This is a genomic window from Pseudomonas sp. R9.37, assembly GCF_963878885.1.
Taxonomy (GTDB): domain Bacteria; phylum Pseudomonadota; class Gammaproteobacteria; order Pseudomonadales; family Pseudomonadaceae; genus Aquipseudomonas.
Window position 1 is genome coordinate 22,736 of sequence record NZ_CAWNZA010000012.1, and the last position, 20,255, is coordinate 42,990.

Annotated in this window: 21 protein-coding genes; 3 read left to right on the forward strand and 18 right to left on the reverse strand. The window is 53.5% G+C overall.

What is annotated here, in order from left to right; all coding sequences use genetic code 11:
* Positions 1–24 precede the first annotated feature (24 nt).
* The 11 genes from AACU78_RS10370 to traJ all read right to left on the reverse strand — a co-directional run bounded on the left by AACU78_RS10370 (position 25) and on the right by traJ (position 14,428).
* Positions 25–399, reverse strand: a complete 375-nt coding sequence (locus AACU78_RS10370; RefSeq protein WP_146151480.1) for a hypothetical protein — start codon at positions 397–399, stop codon at positions 25–27.
* Between the two features lie 383 nt (positions 400–782).
* Entirely contained in the window at positions 783–1,103 is a 321-nt protein-coding gene (locus AACU78_RS10375; protein ID WP_106580413.1) for a hypothetical protein, read from the reverse strand.
* A gap of 99 nt (positions 1,104–1,202) precedes the next feature.
* The gene (locus AACU78_RS10380) at positions 1,203–1,700 is read right to left on the reverse strand and encodes a KfrB domain-containing protein (RefSeq protein WP_106580414.1); all 498 of its coding nucleotides are present in this window, start codon (positions 1,698–1,700) and stop codon (positions 1,203–1,205) included.
* 79 nt (positions 1,701–1,779) lie between these two features.
* The gene (locus tag AACU78_RS10385) at positions 1,780–6,258 is read right to left on the reverse strand and encodes a zincin-like metallopeptidase domain-containing protein (RefSeq protein ID WP_256587066.1); all 4,479 of its coding nucleotides are present in this window, start codon (positions 6,256–6,258) and stop codon (positions 1,780–1,782) included.
* A 15-nt stretch (positions 6,259–6,273) separates the two neighbouring features.
* The gene (locus tag AACU78_RS10390) at positions 6,274–6,432 is read right to left on the reverse strand and encodes a hypothetical protein (RefSeq protein WP_158266167.1); all 159 of its coding nucleotides are present in this window, start codon (positions 6,430–6,432) and stop codon (positions 6,274–6,276) included.
* Complete coding sequence (locus tag AACU78_RS10395; RefSeq protein WP_106580415.1) at positions 6,429–6,905, reverse strand: hypothetical protein; 477 nt, start codon at positions 6,903–6,905, stop codon at positions 6,429–6,431. Before AACU78_RS10395 ends, AACU78_RS10390 begins: the two co-directional genes overlap by 4 nt.
* A gap of 2 nt (positions 6,906–6,907) precedes the next feature.
* Positions 6,908–8,995, reverse strand: coding sequence for a DNA topoisomerase 3 (locus AACU78_RS10400; RefSeq protein WP_106580416.1), 2,088 nt, complete (start codon positions 8,993–8,995; stop codon positions 6,908–6,910).
* 4 nt (positions 8,996–8,999) lie between these two features.
* Positions 9,000–9,551: a conjugative transfer signal peptidase TraF gene (gene traF, locus AACU78_RS10405; protein ID WP_256587067.1), complete on the reverse strand. Its 552-nt coding sequence runs from the start codon at positions 9,549–9,551 to the stop codon at positions 9,000–9,002.
* The gene (locus AACU78_RS10410) at positions 9,548–11,491 is read right to left on the reverse strand and encodes a type IV secretory system conjugative DNA transfer family protein (protein ID WP_106580417.1); all 1,944 of its coding nucleotides are present in this window, start codon (positions 11,489–11,491) and stop codon (positions 9,548–9,550) included. Before AACU78_RS10410 ends, traF begins: the two co-directional genes overlap by 4 nt.
* Positions 11,488–14,016, reverse strand: a complete 2,529-nt coding sequence (gene traI / locus AACU78_RS10415) for a TraI/MobA(P) family conjugative relaxase (RefSeq protein ID WP_106580459.1) — start codon at positions 14,014–14,016, stop codon at positions 11,488–11,490. Before traI ends, AACU78_RS10410 begins: the two co-directional genes overlap by 4 nt.
* Before the next feature lie 34 nt (positions 14,017–14,050).
* Positions 14,051–14,428: a conjugal transfer transcriptional regulator TraJ gene (traJ, locus tag AACU78_RS10420; RefSeq protein ID WP_106580418.1), complete on the reverse strand. Its 378-nt coding sequence runs from the start codon at positions 14,426–14,428 to the stop codon at positions 14,051–14,053.
* A 325-nt stretch (positions 14,429–14,753) separates the two neighbouring features.
* On the opposite strand from traJ, the gene AACU78_RS10425 reads away from it, so the two are divergent.
* The 3 genes from AACU78_RS10425 to AACU78_RS10435 are packed head-to-tail and all read left to right on the forward strand — an operon-like array spanning position 14,754 to position 16,320.
* Complete coding sequence (locus AACU78_RS10425; RefSeq protein ID WP_106580419.1) at positions 14,754–15,158, forward strand: TraK family protein; 405 nt, start codon at positions 14,754–14,756, stop codon at positions 15,156–15,158.
* Positions 15,158–15,886, forward strand: coding sequence for a nucleotide-binding protein (locus tag AACU78_RS10430; protein WP_106580420.1), 729 nt, complete (start codon positions 15,158–15,160; stop codon positions 15,884–15,886). The genes AACU78_RS10425 and AACU78_RS10430 overlap by 1 nt, the downstream gene beginning before the upstream one ends.
* Positions 15,886–16,320 carry a conjugal transfer protein TraM gene (locus AACU78_RS10435; RefSeq protein WP_106580421.1) on the forward strand — a complete coding sequence of 145 codons (435 nt, stop codon included), beginning with the start codon at positions 15,886–15,888 and terminating at the stop codon, positions 16,318–16,320. Before AACU78_RS10430 ends, AACU78_RS10435 begins: the two co-directional genes overlap by 1 nt.
* Positions 16,321–16,385: 65 nt before the next feature.
* Here the strand turns inward: AACU78_RS10435 and AACU78_RS10440 are convergent, their stop codons facing one another.
* The 7 genes from AACU78_RS10440 to AACU78_RS10470 form a co-directional block, all read right to left on the reverse strand.
* On the reverse strand, positions 16,386–17,024 hold the full coding sequence (locus AACU78_RS10440; protein WP_106580422.1) for an IncP plasmid survival protein KfrC family protein: 639 nt from the start codon (positions 17,022–17,024) through the stop codon (positions 16,386–16,388).
* Between the two features lie 28 nt (positions 17,025–17,052).
* The gene (locus tag AACU78_RS10445; RefSeq protein WP_106580423.1) at positions 17,053–17,406 is read right to left on the reverse strand and encodes a KfrB domain-containing protein; all 354 of its coding nucleotides are present in this window, start codon (positions 17,404–17,406) and stop codon (positions 17,053–17,055) included.
* A gap of 169 nt (positions 17,407–17,575) precedes the next feature.
* Positions 17,576–18,571, reverse strand: coding sequence for a DNA-binding protein (locus tag AACU78_RS10450; RefSeq protein WP_106580424.1), 996 nt, complete (start codon positions 18,569–18,571; stop codon positions 17,576–17,578).
* Between the two features lie 227 nt (positions 18,572–18,798).
* Positions 18,799–19,032, reverse strand: coding sequence for a hypothetical protein (locus AACU78_RS10455; RefSeq protein ID WP_106580425.1), 234 nt, complete (start codon positions 19,030–19,032; stop codon positions 18,799–18,801).
* Positions 19,033–19,042: 10 nt separating this feature from the next.
* Positions 19,043–19,369, reverse strand: a complete 327-nt coding sequence (locus AACU78_RS10460; RefSeq protein ID WP_106580426.1) for a hypothetical protein — start codon at positions 19,367–19,369, stop codon at positions 19,043–19,045.
* A gap of 10 nt (positions 19,370–19,379) precedes the next feature.
* Entirely contained in the window at positions 19,380–19,634 is a 255-nt protein-coding gene (locus tag AACU78_RS10465) for a hypothetical protein (RefSeq protein WP_106580427.1), read from the reverse strand.
* An 11-nt stretch (positions 19,635–19,645) separates the two neighbouring features.
* Positions 19,646–20,086, reverse strand: a complete 441-nt coding sequence (locus AACU78_RS10470; protein WP_106580428.1) for a hypothetical protein — start codon at positions 20,084–20,086, stop codon at positions 19,646–19,648.
* Positions 20,087–20,255 lie beyond the last annotated feature (169 nt).

Here is a 20,255-nt window from a genome sequence, read left to right on the forward strand (position 1 = left end):
GGGTGCAGCGGTCGTTTATTGCTCCTATACGCGTAACGCTGAACTGACCAGCTCACGTGCGTGAGCTTCATCTGATGCGTACCCCTCGCTTACCAACCATTCACAAGTATGAGCTACCTCGGACGTTTTCACAGCGGCTTCTATATCGCTAATAAGCTTCTTGTGAAGCCCGCCCGGCTGGACAAGGCGCTCCTGCCTGGCTTCTTTTTGCAGGCGCAGCGACTCTAATTTTGCTGCTTCATGATCGCCACCTTCGGGACAAATAGTCATAAGCTCAGGTGTCGTGTAGAAGCGATTAACATGGGTTCTTGCACCACGAGAACCCTTGGCATCAAAGCAATCGACGAACATACCGTTGATGTATGCGAAGAACATTGTTACTGGTACTGACGTAGCCATCGGAGGATTCCTTGAACGGTAGAGTGGCCCGGCGAACCGGGCGGTTACAGGTGGGTCAATCAATCAATATGCAGAGTTCGCCTTCATGCTCGACGGTCTTTATCCAACCTGCTGCCTCATACCCGCTTTCGCTGTCCTTGCTTGCGACTACGACTCGCATATCTCCAGTTTTAAGTTCCTCAGCCAGCTCGCTCAACATCATTTTCAACATCCTCATGTCTTCGTTTCAATGAGGAAATTATACGCTATACCGCATCTGCAACATAGAAATATTTACTGTATAGCGTAAAATATTGCTGCGTGAGCTGTCGGTCCAAGACAGAAAGAAGCCCGCATGAGCGGGCCCGTGGTGCATAGCAACCTTTTCTTAACCCTTTGCATCACTATGCTGATCGGCGTTTGCCGGTGCCCTTGCAAGGCTCGCAGTCCACACCGGGAGTACACGGCACTGCGTGATATCCGTCTCCGCCGCAGTATTCGCAAATTCCGTCACTTGGGGCAGTGACGCTTTTGTTCTGTGGCAACGCCCATACCAATGCTTTAAGCAGAGGATGCCAGCGAAGGTTGTAGGTGAATTTGCCGTAGAAGCGGCTTTTTTTCGAGCCGATTTCTTCGGTGAATTCATCTCCCTTACGGGCCATTCGCTGCCGGTCAAACGGGCCACCAATCACCAACAGTTTTTCACTTTCGTCGCGCTGCACCATGATGTTTTTCCGGTCTACTCGGGCTTTTTAGCGGCTAAAAAAAGGCCGGACTTCCCGGCCTTTTACAACACCCGCTAACTCGTACTAGCGAAGTCAAAGCTATATTTTGTTGACCTTGCGATGTTGAAGTTTTTCACCTTCTTCCCGCGAAACCTCACCCTTCACCTTGCCGACGCCTCGGGCGTAACTCACCTCGTAGAATTTGCCGACAACAGGTTCCTTCCCGTTTAGTGCCTGATCAAAAATCTTACGATCATGTTTAACAACCGAAAACTTACCATCCCCCCTGTCCGGCCCGAACTGGTAAACATTCTTCTCATCAAAGTGCAGAACCTGCCCGCCGAACTGCTGCGGGTGCACTTTCTTGCCTGCATCGAGCGCGCTACTCAGCGGGTAGATACCCTTCGGCAGCCCACTTTCCGAAAGCACCCTTTGGGTTTGCCAGCCGGGAGCGCCGTTGTCACCAACACCAGGCACAACCTGGTCAATCTGGCGACTGCCATTCAGGATCACAACCTTCAATGCTCCAACCTCCGGGATTTTGCCAACTCCCGGATCACCAGCTTCCCGAGGGCGACCAATTAGTTCGTGTCTCATATGAATCTCCTTTTAATGTTACTTTGGCACTCTAAAAGTCGGGCCACTCAAGATGTACCCGACGAATTGCGTTTGCTGTCTAGTGGCCAATAGCGCGCTTGGTTCTCTGAACGTCCTCGATGCTGTGAGTGCGCTCTTGGATAGGCTGCTGCACCTTTGTTTCGCGCGGCCCAATGACTTTTTCTACTGCGTTTTTCACTTGGCGTTCCAACCCCTCGCGGCCGAGCGAGCTTTTTGTTGCAAGGTCGTTGAAGTCAGTGAGGCGTTTCATTTTCTCCAGCGCGGCCAGTTGCGCATCGCTGAGCATGTCTGCCTTCAATGCTCCTGCAAGCTCGGACAGGGCTGGGTCTCCAGCCGAAGGACCATCAGCGCTAATCAAAGCTTTCAGTTCCCCTGCCGCTTGTAAATGCTTTCGGTACGCCTGCGGCGTGATCGCAGGCAGTGTGTCGGGGTACTCGACCTCCCCTGGTGCGAAGGTAGGGAAAATCGCTTTGCCCCCTACTGCCTTAGCTGCCTCAATGGCTTTAGTTCGTCCGGCATTTGTGCCGTGGGTCATCACCTGGTGCTTATCGTCGTCACCAAGAATGATGATCGGCTTATCCGGAAACCTTGCGTGTAGCGCCGTTGCCACAGCGAGTAAGTTGCCTGAGTCGAAGGCAGATACGGTTGCATACCCAAGAGTTGATCCCGCACTACTTACTGTTGCGTACCCTTCACCAATGACAATCGCGGGAGCTGCTGCCAGGCCATCCATCCCACCCAATGGGTGAAAGCATCCCTCTTTGCGTCCGTCTTTTGCAAAGCGCTTTGTACCGTCTTTTTGGATGTATTGGGCCGTCCATACCTTGCCGTTTTCGTCCATAGCAGGAATCACCATTTCCTTGCCGGAATTGTCGGTTAAGACGCCAGGTGAAGGCTCAATTCCTTTAGCAATCATGTACGGCGTGCGGTCCACCAACGGCACCAGCTTTTCCATGTTGCGAGTGACTTTTTCCGCCACAGTTTCATGTGTCTTCAACTGCTCCGCATCCCGGGCTTGGAGCTTGTTTGCGGCTTCTGCTTTCAGCACCGCCTTCTGCTCGTCGGTGAGGGAATAGCCTTTGCTTTTCCACTTCATATCAATGCCGGTCTTGTTGTTGATCAAAACACCTGCGGGGTGCCCGTCCAAATGGGCAACGTAGAACCCATCTGTTGCGCCTTTTCTGCCACCAATGACCGGTACACGATGTTTTTTCCCATCCATGATGGGATGGTCTAGTTTTCCCCCAGGAATCAGCCCTACCGCTTCCATAGCCTCCTTGAACTCTTCACGAACATCCATTGCCGGCGACTGCTCGTTGCCGACCTTTTCAGGCTTCCAACGGGCTAGTGCTGCCGCATCGCTATTTGGGCCTGCGTACCAGGACTTTGCCACCTTGTCCCATGCGGCACCTGCGGCCTTAGCAGCCTCTCTTTCGCCGTAAGGTACTGCAAGGTACTCGCGGGAGGCTTTAGCGGAAGGCGCCGCCTGTGGCGCCTCTGAGACTGCTTGCTGCTGCTCCGTGGGTTCTACTTTAGGTGCGGGATTGAGCCAGTGGGCAAATGCGGCTTTGTCCAAGCTGGCCGGGATGTACCAGGATCGTTCTTGACGGTCCCACTTAGCGCCGAGTTCCCGCGCCTGCTCTTTCTCCTTGAACGGGACCTGCATATAGGTTCTGTCCGTTACGGGAGCTTGGCTGGCTTGGGTAGCTTGGTTTTGCGACTGCTCTTGTTGAACCCGCGCAACAAAGATTACGTGCTGCCCTTTACTATCAAATGTCCATTGCTCCCCGTCTTCAGGCATACGGCCGAAGTTAGTTTTTTCGTATTCTTCGGGGTCGCCCTCCTGCATAAGCTCCTGCTCATGGTCGTACCAATCACGAGCATCTACCTGGCGATCACCCTCGCGCACATCACCCTCAAAGCGCAGGGTATCGTAATCACCCAAACCCGCTTTACTGCGAAGCTCTTTTAGTAAATAGAGGTGTTCATTGAGGTTGCCCTCGATAGGGTTTCCAGTTGTCAAGAACACAACCGCTTGATGGTTTCCTTCTTCTCGGCGCTGGTCTATCAGCGCAGCCAGCTCCGCAATAGAAGCCTCAGTTCGCATCATTTCCAGTACCAGGTCAGGATCGTATTCAACCTGGTCGCGTGAACTACCCTGTTCGCTTTGGTTCATGTGCAAGGCGACTGGCTCTACGACTTGTGCATTGCTGTTGATTGCAGCGAGCCGGTCTGCTTGAGCTTCCGCTTCTTCTTTGGTGGAATAGTCCGCGAGCCATATGGTGTTACCTAGCTGGTCAACCGCGTACAAGCCGTAGAACTCCGGCACCTCGCCATCTTGAACCACGCGGACTTCTTCCTCGCCTGGTTCTGTAATGATTCCAGCAACTTTAATTTCGCCGGACCATGTACCAGGTAATCCATAGCCCATTGCTTGCGCACTTACAACTTCTAGCAGACGACCAAAACTTGCTTTTAGCTCTGGTTCCGATTCACTGCGAACATTGCGCAAGGCAGTGGCCACCATCTGCTCATCTGGGGCAAGCACAGGTAACGGCTCTGCCTCGATGAGAACGGCGTCCTGCACCTGGTCACGCGCTGCAACATCAATACGGCGGTGTTGCTCATCAGCAACGACCTCTCTCGCGTTGTAGATTTGCTCTGCAACGGCATCCACGTCATTAAGCATGGCCTCCATCGCATCTTCGCGTCGCGCCCAAAATTCGTTGCTGTTACCCAAGTCTTGCATGGTGTCCAGCACCTCGCTAAACACCTTCAACTGATTGTCAGTCATACATCGAACTACTTCGTCGAGGTCGTCTACGCGCTTGATCGCACGTAAAGCCCATTCTTCCGCCTGAATGTTCGGTTGTACGGCCGGGATCTGCATGCTTACCGCCTGCTCGATTCGTTCGGCCTGAGGTGACTGCTCGGCCATGATAGGGGTTGCTTGCTGTTGCGCACTCTCTTGCGTCTGGATCTGCTGCTGCTCCAGCCCGAGAACGAATGTTTGGATTTTTTCTGCATCAGAGGCCGCGCGGAAAATTTCGAGAGGATCGTTCTGCAGAACTTTAATCCACGACTGCACGTAAGAAGCGTGCTGCTCAGGGTCGTGCCCAATGCCCAGCTCGTCACCGAGGATCATGCTTGCGATTTCAGCTCGCAATTCCTCTTTGGCGTACCCTTCCGACCCGAACGGATGCGACAAATCGCGATCAAGACGCGAGGCTTTGCCTGTCCAGTGGCCAAGCTCATGCAGGGTGACCGCGTAGTATTTCTCAGCGCTTGCAAACTGTGCCTTTTCTGGCATCTGGATATGGTCGGTTGACAGTCTGTAGAAAGCTTGGTCGCCACCATGACGAATATCGGCACCGGACGCTTGCAGGATCTTTTCTGCGCGCTCTATCGCACTCCAGGTTTGGACAGGTTTTTGATACGCCGGCAAGCCATCAATCTGCTCCGCATTGAATACGTTGGCCATGAACATCTTTGGACGCTCCAGTCGAACACGCACTTTCACTGGGTTGCCTTTTGCGTCCAGGACGGGCTTGTTGTTCTCATCCCGCTTTGTCTGTTCTTCTTCAAACTTCCAATACTGGATGGGTGTGCTTTTCTCGCCTTTGCGAACTTGGGCATCTACCGCTTGAGCCTGCTTGAACGTCAACCAGCGTTGATCATCGCGACCTTGGGACAGTAGCTGAATGGCGTTGATACCTTTGTATCGTTTGCCGGTGATTGGGTTGAAAGGCATCAACCCACCGCCGTCGCCAGCCTGCCAAGGCTTTTGCCAAGGCGCGGTGCCCTGCTTTAACTGCTGGATCAGTTTTTCTGCTACGGCTTCATGAAACGGTTTTTTTGTCACGCCAGTATTCTGAGGCGCAATTTCTTGTCCCCCTTGACCCTCAAGATTTTCCATCGTTTCTTCTCGCTTGAACTGGGCATAGTCTGTTGCAGGGAAATTTTGCTGTGACCGGCTTAGGTCACGCATACCTTCTGCAACCATGGTGGTGACGTTGATTAAGTCGCGGATCTGCATCGGGCGGGAACGCTCGATGCAGGTTTCACGGAATGATTCGTTGCCGTCAATGACGTTGCCGCGCGTCTGCGGCTCGATGGCTTCGCAAGCAAAGGCAAACACTTCCTCGGCTTTTAGCGAGTCGTCTGCCTCTGGATAAAGCTGCGCAACTTCGGCCCAAAGGTCAGCCATACCTGGTTCGTTGCGGGCTTCAATGATTCCGTCTAGGACTGCTCGTTTTTCGACGGGGTTGAAGGTATTGATCCCAAAGTGTCCAAGGATCTCGTGCCTAAGAGTTCCTTTAAACTCTTGCGCGTCACGAAAATTGGAGGCAGGGAACTCTGCTTGTCCGATTCCGGGACGAAATGCACCGATGATTCTTCCGACGGCTTCTCTTGTGGCTTGCGGTCCATAAAGATCCTCCTGGTTTGCTCTGATTTTGTAGCGAACTTTGGCGGCTACTGGGTAAGTAGCGCAAAACTCGATTACGAGTGCTTTGGCATCATCGACAGATAGCGTCATGGCTCGTCGCCTCCATTACTGATCGCTGCTGCTGTCGGCCGCATCGTCAATGCACAAAGCATCCTCGCGAAAACTGCCAGCGTGGTCTGCTTCATTTGGATCAAACTCGGCTTCAAAACCAGGCACCATCACATCAGCAAGTTTTTCATCCAGAGCGGTGTGTACGTTAGTCATGATTTAGCTCTCACCTGGTGGGTTGCGAATGGGGGAACTGCGAGGCCAGCACTTTCGTATGCGTCAATAAAGACCGCACCGCGCGTCTGCTCATCTTGCGGTGCAACGTCACTTTCAAGGCAGTCCCCTGCGACTGAATAAAGACGTGCCAGAAACTGGTCGTTTGCGTGAAGGCAGTACAACAAACTGCTGTTTTTTTGGAACAGTTCCGGTGCGCTGCTCTGAATTGAATGAACGATTTGGCTGCTTTCGTTTAGCCGCTTAACTATCCCACCCGTGCAATGTTGCAACACATGGGTAACTTCGGACTGGAACAGCTGAGCCTGTTGGCAAGCGTCAGTGAGGTACTTGAGTTGTGAGCGATAAGATTCGCGCTCGATTTCAGCCTCTTTACGCATTTGTCGAGTAAAGGGGATCAGGAGCGCGTAAGGAATCGCCATAACAACTAGAGCTGCGATCAAATAATTATTCACGGCTACGCCCCCTTCGCCGCTGCGGGTTTACCAATATTCACTTTTTTGAGGTTTGGTGTGCCCTTGAAGTCGGGAAAGCTGGCCGTACATTCGGGGTAGCCACTACACGCCCAAAAATGAGTGTTGGTTTTTTTGCCGTCGCGACGGATCAACCCCTTTTTACACTGGGTGCAAAAATGAACCGTAGAGACTTTCGGCGCCTGCTTGGCACCAGCAATTTTCACGGAGCCTTGGTTGGCCTTCGCCACCTGTTCGCGAATCAAGGTTTCCTGCTTTTCCATGAACGCCTGCATATCTCCGCCGCCCTGTTCAATGGCCAGCAACATGCGTTCGTAGATAGCTGTCAGCACAGGGCTTTTCACGACCTCGGGTAAAGCGTCCATCATGCTGCGACCCAGCTCGGTACTTACAAGAGCTTTGCCTTTGTCTTCGAGGAAGTTACGGCGCTTCAATTCTTCGATGATGGAAGATCGAGTTGCGGACGTGCCGATACCGTCACCATCCCGAAGCATTTTCTTGTGTTCTTTGTCATCGACGTATTTGTGGATGTTTTCCATGGCCTGAGTCAACGAACCTTCGGTGAATCGACCCGGAGGTTTAGTCTTTGAGTCGCGGCGAAGTGCCTTGAGGCAGGTAACTTGATCGCCGGTTTTCATGCTAGGAAGGCTTTGCGAGCCGACGTCTTCGCCGTCGCTCTCGCCATCTTCGGAATCGCTCGACGCATCAATACCGAACGCATCCTGCCAACCGTTTTTCGTAACCACGTTGCCGTGGGCAGAAAAATATTCGCCAGCAACGTCAAGCTCAACAGTGGTTTTCAGGTACTCATGAACTGGGTAGAACTGGGCCAAGTAATAACGAACGATGATGTTGTGAATAGCCTTTTCTTCGGGGCTAAGCTTTGACGCATCAACCACTTGGACGGTCGGAATGATGCCGTGGTGCGCCGTAACCTTGGCGTCGTTCCAGGTCTTGGACTTGATTTTTGGATTTGCACCATCAATCAAGCTTTCCAGCTCAGGAACAACGCTTTTCAGCGCCTCCAGGATGGCCGGTGCATCTGCAAACTGCGACTCTGGCAAGTAAGCACAATCAGTACGTGGGTAGGACGTAATCTTGTGGGTTTCATACAGCGACTGACAGGTAGCCAACACTGTAGCGGCGCTGTAACCGAAGTGCCTGGACGCCAGAACAGTCACGTCTGTGAGCGAAAGCGACTTGGGCTGCTGCTTGGTTTTTGGCTCTTGTTTGTAGCTTGTAATTTTGCTGTCTTGGCCAGTCAGTTTTTTGACCAGGGCATCAGCTACAGCCGTATTGGTCAAACGACCTTCTTCGTCCAGACCTTCTTGATCTTCGCCCGGTTTCCAGTCAGCCAGGAACTGCCCGCCTTCATGTTTGAAGGCGCCGCGAACCCCATGGAACGGGATAGGCTTGAAGCCTTCGATTAGACGGTCACGCATAACTACCAAGTTCAAGGTCGGAGTTTGAACACGACCGACTGTCAACAAGGCTCGTGAACCGCCTCGTATAGCGCGCAGCGTGAATGCTCGACTGAGGTTCATACCGATGAGCCAGTCAGCACGGCCGCGAGCTTCTGCGGCATCTGCGAAGCCTGCATAGGCGCTGTTGTCCTTGAGCGAGTCCAGGCCACGGCGCACCGACACAGAGTCAAGAGCGCTGCACCAGTAGCGCAGAATTGGCTTGTTGTTGCCAAACAGCATTCGAACCGGCTGATCGACAAGCAGTTGCCCTTCCCTGTCCGGGTCACCGGCATGAACGATTTGGTCAGCCTTCGCGTACAACTTGGCAACAATATCCAATTGTTCCTGAGCGTCTTCGCGCGCGTTGTATTGCCACGTCTTGGGAATGATCGGCAGGTCTTCTGTGCGCCAAATTTTCTTGCCATTCTCTGCCCGCGGCGCGTCCGATGCGGTGTAGGTGTCCGGGTCTGCTTGTTCCAGCATGTGGCCAAAAAACCAGGTCACGATGTCAGAACCGCACTCGATGAAGCCCTTCCCTTTGCCCGTCTGCCCAAGCTCAGCTGCGATAGCCTTTGCTACAGATGGTTTTTCAGCGATGAATAGACGCATAGCGTTATTGTCCTTTCCAAGTCAGTACAGGCCGAATCACCGATGTGATTTGGCTGCGAGTAATAGGCCCAAAGTAGCGGCCGTCGAAAGATGTGGGGCTTCGGTCGGACATAGGTAGTACCTCCGAGTCACCCAAGGTGTAGCGCTCCGATGAAAGTAACGGCAGTGGCCTACCCACTCCGTCAGTGGCTATCGGCTTGCTGTAGGGCAGCACCTGGTCATTCACTGTCACGCCTTGCGCGGTGACGGCGATGGTGTCGCCTTTAGCCGCTAAAATTTTCTTCATCAGATGGCCGAAGTTTCCAGGGCAGAAACCGGCGTCGATATAGCCCCGTTCCCGAGCTTCAAAAAAGACTTGCCCCTCCGGGGGGCAAAACATCACGTACGCGCCTTTGGCGATCGGCTCGTCAGTGATCCAGTACAAGCCAAGCTCCAAGCTTTTACTGGTGTTGATGCGACCACCTGCCGCGTAGATGCCACCGGCAACTACGCCGGCAGTGATGCTCACTACCAGCGTAATGCCTGCGGCGATCCGAACGCCCTTGCCCATATTCATATGGCAATGGCCTCTTTAACCGAGGGTTCGGTTTGCAGGCGCAGTCGGTCTGTATCCTTCGGCTCATCGACGGCAGCGCGAGCGGTGAACGTAGGGTCTTGGAAGTACAAAGGTTGCTCGCCGTAAATCGCCGGGAAGCCGGCGACGTACACAACCATATCTCCGGCCTCGGTAATTTGACCTTCTGAGTCCTTTCTAGGGCCTGGCATGCGCAAGCACTCATCATCGGTCAACAGCGGTCGCTGTACTTCCTGCATTGTCCTGGAGACTTGCCCCATGAAAATGCCCGCTCGCTTACCGCTGGTAGTGATTTGCTCCTTCACCACAGTGGTAACGCCGGTCAGTTTGGAAAGGTGTTGCGCTGTTTCGATCCGGTTTGGCGGATAGGCGTTCTGGACGTGACAGTTGGACGAAATCGTCTCGTCAGGGCCGTAGCCGGTTTCGCGACTTTTAAGCTGGTTAATGTCCTGACAAATCAAATAGAACTTGATCCCGTAACCAGCAACGAAAGCCAGCGACTCTTGCAGGATTTCCAATTTCCCAAGACTTGGGAATTCGTCAATCATGCCAAGCAATCGGTGCTTGTAGTTTTTCTTCGACCGGACGTAGGACAAAGCTTGTTGCTTGAATCCAATCCGGTCCAGAACTCGTCTCCAAAACGGCATCTCAGCCTTGACTCGCTCAAACTCCATTTTGTCTGCCAGCAAGCGAACAATCATGTTCGTTAAGATGCGCACCAACGGCCGTAACCGGGCTTTATCGTTGGGCTCAGTGACGATGTACAGGCTAACGGGGTCGTCGTGGTTCATCAGGTCTTTGATGCGCCACTGCGATTTACTGACGTTCCGCGCAACAACTGGGTCGCGATAAAGGGATAGGTAAGATTTCGCAGTAGACAGTACCGAGCCAGCTTCTTCCTCGGGCCTGTCCATCATGTCGCGCCCAGCAGAACCGACAACAGGATGGTTCTCACCATTGACGTGACTGTACTGCGTCATTTCCATCCAAAGCTCCCCTACACCCCGGTTGGGGTCGGCAAGCATGGTATCGACGTAGGGAAGCGTAGCCGGCGTACCTTCGTGCTTCGCCTTGTACAGAACGTGCAGGATCATGCCGACCAGAAGGGCTTGCGATGTTTTTTGCCAGTGTGATTCAAGCCCCTTACCGTCCGGGTCCACAATCAATGTCGCCAGGTTTTGTACGTCACCAACTTCGTATTCAGTCTCAAGACGGATTTCGTCAAGAGGGTTCCAGTACGCACAGCCGGTGAGCCTGGCAGGCTCGAAACGAATAACCTTGTTACCGGCGTACTTCTTACGCCACCCGGCAGTCATAGCCCATAGCTCACCTTTCAGGTCGGTGATAACCGCGCTGTGAGGCCAGGACAGAAGGGTCGGCACAACTAGGCCAACACCCTTACCCGAACGGGTGGGTGCGTAACATAGGACGTGTTCAGGGCCGTTGTGTCGCAGATAATGAAGCTTGCCAGCCTTGTCGCGCCAAGCTCCAACATAAACACCGCCATCGCGCCCGTCGTTACCCAAAAGGCTTGCGTTTTCGATGTCTTTTTTTTCAGCCCACCGTGCCGAACCATGAAGATGCTCGTTCGCTTTCGATGAGTTGGCAGAGATTACTCTTGCGGATGCCGTGACGATCAACCCCGCAGCGGCTACGAGCGTGCCAACGCTCCCGGCAGCGATCAGTTGCTCGGGATAAACGCCGTACCATTTGTACCACCAGTCGTAAATCGCCCAAGGTGCGTACATATGATTGTAGTGGGCACCTAAAACCGCTTGATAATCGAACTTGAATGCAAAAAACTGGGTCGCTGCCGACGATGCGGCAACAAGGCTGGCCACGCCGAGCGCTGGCACCACCTTGCTTCCCCCTGCCTTCTTGCGTTTCGTCTGCGGCCCTACCGCAATAGTGGCTTTGCTCATCTGCTCCTTCCTTTCTTCGTGACTACGCCCTTGCCGTTCAAAGTTACTGCGTCCCCCAGCGAGTAGCGCTTGATGCGGCGGGCGGTAGCCGCATCGACTGGCAACACAATGATTTCTTCGTCTCGCTTCAAAAGAGCCAAGGTTTCTCCTTCCACTTGTCGCGTCCCCGCGAACAAAACAGCTCCTTTATCCGCCTCAGTATAGCGTCTGTGATTCGGTATATCGAATCCTTTAGCCCGTTTTGAGGCGCGCTCCGCGACGTATTTATCCGCTGCTGACAGCGGCAGTGCAGGGCTTACTTTCTCGGGAGTGGCTTTAGGCGCTACTGGAAACGGCACACTAGGCTTGCTCACGGGTCGATCTATAGGCAACTCGCGAATCTTCGACATGGACTGCAACCGCCCACGAAGCATGGCTGGTGGCTTCCCACCTACCGGAATAACACCTGGCTTGTTGCTCGCACCAGGGCCACGCGCGACCTTGTTTAGTCTTCCTCCTGCCCCAGAAACACCCCGTCGCAGGCTGTCAGTAGTGACGGCTCCTTCGTGCTGCATGTGATGAGAAACATCACGCGGCAATAGCACTTTACGTCTGTCGGACTTACGAACCACACCGAGTTCGGGCAGCTCTCGCAGACTGTTCCCGGACACGGACGGCGGTTTTCCTCCAATGCCTCCAACACCGGACTTATTGGTTTGTCCTGGTCCTCGTCGAACTCGGGTTCCGGTGGTTCCTCGGCCACGCTCTGCTCCAGGGCGGCCATCGTCGCCGCCAGTTGTTCCTCGTCGCTCAGATCTGTTTGGGTTTGGTTTTCTTGGTCGGACATTTCCGTTCTCCTTACTTGTTAAACGCACCAACTCCAATCGCCGCGCTTCAATCGCAGCATCCTTGAAGGTGATATTGAGGTTTGAGGTTGCCGCAACATGGGCAATCCTCTCTTTAAATTCTTCACTACCGTTGACGGCGATGTTCTGGCCGTAGCGGAAGACTGCCATACGCAAAACCGCCTCCAACCCCGCACGGCCAGAGCCACGCGCGACTTGGAACGCGTCACCATCATCACGAATTGCGGAATTACCAAAACGGTGAATTACCGTTCCATCTTTGGTAACGCTATCCACCTTCAAGGGCATAGCACTGGAACGCTTCACAGGGCCGCTACCGGCGACAGAGTCCCCGCTGCGAGGCTTTGTAGCCTTTCGACCGCGCAAGGCTTTAAGCGCGGCCTGATCGCCGTCCTTTGCTTTGGCTTGAAGCCAGTCAGCCCAAGCCTTTTTGGAATACTTGCCGTGGATAGATTGCCGCTCGGCCAAATGCTCAGCGTTAGCCTTTTGAATGTCAGCATGCAGCGCTTTGCTTACCATCGCGTATAGAAGCTTCTTGTTAACGCCTGGGCCGCTAAGCATTTTTATAGCTGTACGCTTGAGGCGACCTGTACGCTTAGCGGCCTCTACAGCTCTTTCCTTGCGCTTCTTGGATGCTCCCCACTCACTTGCACGCGCATGAATTTGAATGCCCTGCTCGGCCTTGTAGCGCGCATAAAGCTCAGTGGTCGCGGAACCTCCCGCGCTATGAATTGGGCGCCCCTCATATCTCTTGCCTGGCCCACCTTCCATTTGCCCCAGTTGCGACAAACTGCTGAGGTTTCCCCGCCTCACCGCAGGCGGCTTTCCACCAACAGGAATGACAGGGGGCGACTTTTGATTGCTAGAACCTGGACCACGGGTAGCACAACGCTTTGCAGAAACCTTCCTTTTGGCGTCACCTTCAAAAGCGCCGAGTCGCTTTTCGAGACTGGGTTTTGAAAGGTTTCTGGATACTGAGCTGGCTTTTACCCCAACCCCCCGGCCATCCGTAATAACTAAGCCGTTGCCGCGCTCTTTCAGTTCAAGCCCGTTTTTGCGCAGCACCTCATGCAAGTCACCCCAAGACTGCGCCTTTGTTAGCTGGTCAACGCATTCGCGCTTGATCCAGCCAAGCATGCTTTCGATTCCTGCGTGCTGCTCCATATCGTCAGCACGATTCTCACTGCCGCGCTTTTTGCTGGTGTGATTTGTGATCTGCAACCCGTGTTCGCGCTCTAGAACTGAAGCCATATCGCCCATCGTTTTATAAGCACGATAAGGCTCATGGATCGTGTGATGCTCCGGGTGAATCTTGTTAATCGCGATATGGATGTGCAGGTTGTCGGTGTCGTGATGAACAGCGCTTATGCGCTGATGCTCGCCAAAACCGATAGCTGCGCAAATACGATTTTCTACGTCGCGCAGAACTTCTGCCGAAGGCTGCTCGCCAGGTGCAAACGAGATAAGCAAGTGGTACGTCTTGTCACCTTCGGCACGCTGATTTCTTTGCTGCACATGCAGCGCCTCTGTGACGGCCCAATCTAGCGATTCGCTTTGGAAGTTCGTTAACCGGACTTCCCCCACACGCTCCTGCTTTTCTTGCGAGCTGGTGATGTATTTAGCCAAGCCAGCAAAGCTGCTTAGCTTCGCCTCCTTCATTGGCACATGACGGGCTATCACGAAAAGCCCAGCCAAATTTTAGCGGCTAAAAAAATCATAATTTTTTGACCGCTTCAAACATCTCGGCTTGCGTATCTTCAATGCGCTTTAGCAGTGCGCGCACAGCGCCTTCGGTGAGGTTTCTACCTCCAATGGCCAGCTTCTTGTCGTCCGTAAGCCACAGCTTGAGCAGTCCGCCCAAGCGGCCGAGGTCGGCATTCACTTTCACCAGGTCACCTACCAGTTTGCTATCCAAGGTGCTTTTTATCTCGTACCCGATCCCGACGTTCAGCAAGTAGCTGGACATGGGCAGGCCGACCGCACTCGCGTTGGCTTTGATTTTTTCGCGCTCGCTTGGGAGGCAGTACACCTTCAAGGGTGGGCTGTCTTTCCGCGTAACGGGCTTTTGATTTGTCGGCTCTTGATCTGGCATTTGCCTCTCGCTTCTGTCGGCGGTAGCCGGCGCCTCGCAGAGCAAGATGCCCCGTTGAGCACGAAGTGCGAATAAGGGGTAGTGAAGTAGGAGCCGCCCGGAACGGGTGGGCCTACTTCACCTATCTTGCCCGGCTTATCGCCGTTGATACTCCAAAACAATACCATGCACTAGGCCGTTCCTGTACCATTGTTTTCGATATAAGCGGCGTTTTTCGCTCGCAATCGAGCGCGAAGCACGGTAAAACAAGGGTGTACGCCCGATAGCAACGGCAGAATGACGGTAAAACAACGGCGTATGACTGCCAGAGGAACGCGCAAAGATCATGGCTAAGAATCTGTCAGAGCGAATCGCTGACCGGATGCGCGATAAGAAAGCCACCGTAGGGGCACAGAATCGCGGGGCTTTTCTCGCTTTGAAGGGCGAGATAATTCAAGCCCTTGATGACCGATGGCCGGTCAAAACGATATGGGAAACGCTTCACGATGAAGGGAAGGTGAAATTCAGCTACCAGGCTTTTCGCAACTACGTAAACAGCCTAATTCTGGCACCCAAACAAGGTGCGAATCAGAAGATTTCGGCTGTGGCTGATCACCCCATGAGTCAGCCAAATAAAATCAAACAGATAGCGCCGGCAACGCCACGCGCTCCGGCACCACCCCCTGCCGCCCCGCAGGCTCCGGCCGGATTCATCTTCAATGCAAATCCTGACAAAAAGGCTCTTATTTAATGGCAAAAATCCATGTGATGCTCCAAGGCAAAGGCGGCGTAGGTAAATCCAAAGGCTGCGCCGATATGGCGCAGTTTTACGCTTTCAAGAACCGAGAGGTACGGTGCATTGACACCGACCCGGTGAACGCGACATTTGCGGGCTACAAGGCGCTGAACGTAGAGCGCCTGGAACTCATGAACGCCCAGAAACAAATCAACCCTCGCAACTTTGACGACTTGATTCAGACCATCTCAACCACTCAGTGCGACATTATCATTGATAACGGCGCTTCATCTTTTGTGCCTCTGTCGCATTATTTGATCAGTAACCAGGTGCCGGCACTGATTAAAGAAATGGGGCACGAACTCATCATTCACACGGTGGTGACTGGTGGGCAATCCTTGATTGATACACTCTCGGGCCTAGGCCAACTGGTGAGCCAGTTCCCGCAAGAAGCTGATTTTTTTGTCTGGCTCAACCCGTTTTGGGGACCTATCGAGTACGAAGGTAAGCCGTTCGAAAAAATGAAGGCGTACATAGAGAACAAGGCACGAATCAACGCCATCATCAATATTCCGAACCTAGACCCCGATACGTTTGGCCAGGATCTGAGCAAGATGCTCCAAGACCGCCAAACCTTTGAGGAAGCACTTGCAGACGCTAGCCTGACGGTCATGAACCGTCAGCGCTTAAAACTGATTCGGACCCAATTGTTTGACCAGCTGGAGACTGCGGGGATTCTGTAATGAGCGACGACCTGGAAAGCCTTCGGCAAGAAATACATCGCGTCCACGGCATTTCTGTCGACCTAAACGATCCGATGATGTGCCAGCACACTATGAATAAGCACCTGCTGGCACAGATGACCAAGGGGCAAGAGGAACTGCTTGAACAGTTCAAAAGCGAGCTGGAAGGGATCGCCTACCAATGGGGGAATGACGCGAAAGAAAAGGCGGAACGCATACTGAACGCGTCACTAGCGGCCAGCAAGGAGGCAATGGCAAGCCTGATGAAAGAAAGCTTGGATGACGTTGCGAAGTCCATGCGCGCAGAGTTTGAAAACGCCCTGCGCAAAACAGAAGCCCCCGCACAGTCTGCGCGAAAATGGATCAGCCTTAATATCGCTGCAACCGTTATGACACTAACCGCAGCCCTCTTGGTAGCGTGGTCAGCGATATAATAGGCCGCCACGCATAAAAAAACCGGCGGAGCCGGTTTTTTTATGGCTGGTTTTGCCCCGCAGCATCACACGACCGAACGACTTAGGTTGAGTGACTGCGCTTGCCCCCGCCCCTGCCCCGCAGATTGCTCACGCTCAAGCTTAATCCGCTTTTCCTGATCCTGCTTACGCATCAGCGCTTCATGGGCACGCTGAGCCGCGCGCATGTCGTCCCAACCCTCCGCCAGTTCTGGCTCATCATGACGCAGCTTTCGGGCTGCCAATTCTTCGACGCGAGGACCGTGCAGCCCCATACCTTCTTTGATTTCGCGAACACCTTCTAGGCGCCCATGAAGACGCTGTAAAAGCGCCTGTTGCTGCTGCACCTGACTTTGCCAATTTGCCCTAGTGCTTGGCATTGATAAAATCCCTGGCTGCTTCGCTTCAATCTGATGAAGCTTCGCCTCCTGCTGCTCAATGACACCTTCCAAGCGATCCTCAATGCGCTCTACCTGGTCATGCTTGGCTTCGACATGTGCCGCCAAGGCGGCGGCGTATTGGGACGCCAGAGGGGATGCTTCCAACAACGCTTGTTGCTCGCTATGGGCGTCCTCAGCGGCCGCGTGCAGGGTGTCACCTTCTGAAATTACCGTTGCAACGGACTTAGCTGAAACATCAGGCTGAACCTTTATAGGCTTGAGCTTTTTATCGTTATCGGCACTCATAGGGACACTCCAATTTTAGCGGCTAAAATTAGCGCTTGACCCCCCGACTCTGCGCTTGTGTTGGGGTATCCACCTTTGCACGACCTGATTCGGAACTGTAGGTGATGGTTTTTGCGCTACCAATTTCAGGTACTTTATCGAAATCCGCACGTTTATGCTGTACAAAATCGCGTCCACTCTGCTGGTAAACACTCTCCCTGTCTGCGTGCAAAATCACACCACTATGTGTCGCCGTTTTGTCGGCCTGCTGGGACAGGTAAATATTGTAAATGGCCGGCTTCAACGCTCCGGCTTTATCCACATTTACGGTTTCCCATTTACCAGGCGCTTTCTCATCCTGAACGAGCTTTTGTCCGTTCATCACAAGTAGGCGCTGCTTCATTCATCACTCCGTTAATCGCTATTATTGCGATAACTGTAAAAAGCGCGTAGCACCAAAATAGGGCTACGTCCTCCGACCTTCAAATCATCGTTGGTTTCATTCTAGCCACTCTTTATGCGCAAAATAAGGTTTATTTGACAGCCCTTATTACTAAAACCGCTCAATACACTTATTGCATAGGTGGTTTTCCGGCAGTAGATGCGCTGGCTTTCAATGCCTCAAGCTGCCCTGCAAGATTCGCAGCACCCTCCCTCGCCTCTCTTGATTCCGCTCTAGCTGCAACGCAATCAGCCCGGGCGTCGTCGCGATCTTGGGTAATCTTGTCGATTCGCTCCTGTAACTTGCTGATTTCGGCGGTGCGAGCCTGACGCTCTGCCTGTCCTTCGCGGCGCACCACGTCGCGCTCTTCGCGCGCGTCATCCCGATCCCTTGCCAACCCATCAAGCCGCTCCTGCAACTTTCCAAGCTCCATTGCATGAGCTTGCCGCGCGTCATCAAGCTCAATCTTGAGACCCTCAAACCGCCCCTGTTGCTCGGCGCGGTCGCGCTCGGCCTGTACCTGGACGCGCTCGGCCAGGGCATGGGCGTGGTCCAGCTCCTTGCGCAATTCATTGGCTCTACTTTCGATTTCACTTGCACGCACATTCGCCTGGCTTGCGTCGTGAACTGCTGCGGAAAGCTGATTTGTAAGCTCTCGCACTTTAGCTTGTAGGCTCTCGATCTGCTGCACCTGGTCGCGATTCGCTTCTGCCAAGCGGTCGTTATTGCTTTCGACCGTTTCCAGAGTAACCGCCTGCTCATCAAACGCTTGACTGATCTGCTGTGTGAGCGCTGCGGCCTCCAAGCGCTCCATGTCCCAACCTGCCTGCGCCGCACGCAGCGACTCATTGGCATGGTCCTGAGCCGTCTGCCAAAGCGCTCCCAGCGCTTGAACACTCATAACAGCTAGAGGCTCGGGCACCTCAATAGCTACCGACTTGACGGTAGCCTTTTGGGCTTCACGCCAGTCCTTCATCACCAGAGATACGTCATTCATGTTGGCCTTAGCCTGACGCCGCACAGCGTCAACCGTGGGCCTTGCTTCACCTCGGCCGGCTTGGTCGTAGAGAAAGTCAGCAGCCATCCAGATGCGATCACGAATTTCCTTGCTAACACTGCTATCCATATCGAACCTCCTTTAATAATAATAGTAAGAATAATAACCATATTATTAAATTATTAATACTGAATTTGTTTGGGGCAACAAAAAAGCCCGCATGAGCGGGCCTGGGTGTGCAGCAATTTTTTCCTGGGTGTACCTGGTACGCTTACCCTTCTACTCGGCGCAGCCCACTGGACTATCTAGCTCAGCTGCTACGCGTTTCTGGTCAGTTCTTTGTGGGTAACGCGGGCTCACTCGCTCGCTGCGGCCTTCTTTTGCCGCTCCACCGCATGTTCCAACCATACCGCCATCGTTTCCTGCGTCCTTTCCAGTTGCCTACGCAAGCCCAGCGATTCGGGCGAGCCGTCCGAGGCGGCTTGCCACAGTCGGTTAAGTTCGTGGGACTTCTGCACCAAGGCGATGACGTGACCCGGCACGCTAATGGTCAGCGCCGGGGTTGGCTCCTGCGTTTTTTCAGTCAGCATAATTGGGTTCCTAATTGATATTCCGCGCCGCACACTCGGCAAGCACTGTCCGGGGCATATCGGCGTCTGAAAGCTTGCATGCGGCCGAATAGAATTGTTCCTCTGCACCGCGCGGACAAAACCGAACATATGATGCCCAAACGATGGTTGCGACCAACACGGCACATGCAAGCCAAATCGACCAAACTAGGGCTTCAGTTTTTGCGCGTTCCATCCGCTTTTTACGAAAATGCAGATCAATCACCGCCCGCTGCTCAGGAGAGCAATCGCTGTAAAGCTCAATCCTCTTTTGCAGGAGCTGCTCCATATCCAAAACTTTCAATTTTGCGTGCTCCATAGTCATTTTCCTATCGACTGATGCCCTGGGCGGATAGGCCCAAGTCAGCACTACTGTATTGGTCAAGATCAGGGCGCAGGTTCAACGTTGTGCGAGCGGCTTCCAGTATCTCGATGGTATGCCGCTCAAGGACGTGAAACAAGAATTCGGCATCCCCCACTGCGTTGTTGCAGTCGCGCTTTAATGCTGACGTGAGTGCATTTTTCAGCCAATCGCTGGTGTCCGGTGATGCCATGATTGCTTCTATTTCAGCCGTGACGCTCATTGGTCGCTTTCCTACATTTCGAGAAGGTGTTGAAAGGGCGCGGTGAGCGTCATGCCCGTGCCTGCGGCGCAGATCGTGCTGGCCTGCACATTGCAATCAGGGTTATCGCACTCTGCTAGATAGATGGTTTTCTCGGAATCGACGTAACCGACATGGTGCATCGCTTCGCCGTGAAGCGGACACTTACCAATTTCCAGCCTTGCCAATCGCTCTAAATGCTCGCTCCACTCGGCCTGATAATCTGGATAGAGGTAGTGCAAAACATCATCGAAATTGGTTTTGCAGTAATCCAGCAACGCACCCTTGGTGGTGTGTGCCGGACTGACGAAGTTGAGAAAGTGGCCCTGGTGCGGCCGCTCTCGTGCCAACACGTACACACCCTTATCCGCCCTGAAAACGTCAACATCGAAGTCAACGCGCAAAGCGGTAATGTCGGCTTTTAATTGCATCATTCCTACTCCCTGAGTTCGCGGACGCGAAAATGACCGTCCTTATACGCACCTTGCCCCACGTTTTACGGCGGGGCTTTGGAACACCTGGTGCGAATTCCTCTAACTCCCGGCCTGGGCCACGACGATCAATTTTTTGCAGTCTTGGCCAGCTCTCCAGCAAGCGTAGGCA

Bases quoted from the DNA above. Each gene is read 5' to 3' on its own strand.
- AACU78_RS10370 (WP_146151480.1), bottom strand. From the start codon at position 399: ATGGCTACGTCAGTACCAGTAACAATGTTCTTCGCATACATCAACGGT.
- AACU78_RS10375 (WP_106580413.1), bottom strand. From the start codon at position 1,103: ATGGTGCAGCGCGACGAAAGTGAAAAACTGTTGGTGATTGGTGGCCCG.
- AACU78_RS10380 (WP_106580414.1), bottom strand. From the start codon at position 1,700: ATGAGACACGAACTAATTGGTCGCCCTCGGGAAGCTGGTGATCCGGGA.
- AACU78_RS10385 (WP_256587066.1), bottom strand. From the start codon at position 6,258: ATGACGCTATCTGTCGATGATGCCAAAGCACTCGTAATCGAGTTTTGC.
- AACU78_RS10390 (WP_158266167.1), bottom strand. From the start codon at position 6,432: ATGACTAACGTACACACCGCTCTGGATGAAAAACTTGCTGATGTGATG.
- AACU78_RS10400 (WP_106580416.1), bottom strand. From the start codon at position 8,995: ATGCGTCTATTCATCGCTGAAAAACCATCTGTAGCAAAGGCTATCGCA.
- traF (WP_256587067.1), bottom strand. From the start codon at position 9,551: ATGAATATGGGCAAGGGCGTTCGGATCGCCGCAGGCATTACGCTGGTA.
- AACU78_RS10410 (WP_106580417.1), bottom strand. From the start codon at position 11,491: ATGAGCAAAGCCACTATTGCGGTAGGGCCGCAGACGAAACGCAAGAAG.
- traJ (WP_106580418.1), bottom strand. From the start codon at position 14,428: ATGCCAGATCAAGAGCCGACAAATCAAAAGCCCGTTACGCGGAAAGAC.
- AACU78_RS10425 (WP_106580419.1), top strand. From the start codon at position 14,754: ATGGCTAAGAATCTGTCAGAGCGAATCGCTGACCGGATGCGCGATAAG.
- AACU78_RS10430 (WP_106580420.1), top strand. From the start codon at position 15,158: ATGGCAAAAATCCATGTGATGCTCCAAGGCAAAGGCGGCGTAGGTAAA.
- AACU78_RS10435 (WP_106580421.1), top strand. From the start codon at position 15,886: ATGAGCGACGACCTGGAAAGCCTTCGGCAAGAAATACATCGCGTCCAC.
- AACU78_RS10440 (WP_106580422.1), bottom strand. From the start codon at position 17,024: ATGAGTGCCGATAACGATAAAAAGCTCAAGCCTATAAAGGTTCAGCCT.
- AACU78_RS10445 (WP_106580423.1), bottom strand. From the start codon at position 17,406: ATGAAGCAGCGCCTACTTGTGATGAACGGACAAAAGCTCGTTCAGGAT.
- AACU78_RS10450 (WP_106580424.1), bottom strand. From the start codon at position 18,571: ATGGATAGCAGTGTTAGCAAGGAAATTCGTGATCGCATCTGGATGGCT.
- AACU78_RS10455 (WP_106580425.1), bottom strand. From the start codon at position 19,032: ATGCTGACTGAAAAAACGCAGGAGCCAACCCCGGCGCTGACCATTAGC.
- AACU78_RS10460 (WP_106580426.1), bottom strand. From the start codon at position 19,369: ATGGAGCACGCAAAATTGAAAGTTTTGGATATGGAGCAGCTCCTGCAA.
- AACU78_RS10465 (WP_106580427.1), bottom strand. From the start codon at position 19,634: ATGAGCGTCACGGCTGAAATAGAAGCAATCATGGCATCACCGGACACC.
- AACU78_RS10470 (WP_106580428.1), bottom strand. From the start codon at position 20,086: ATGATGCAATTAAAAGCCGACATTACCGCTTTGCGCGTTGACTTCGAT.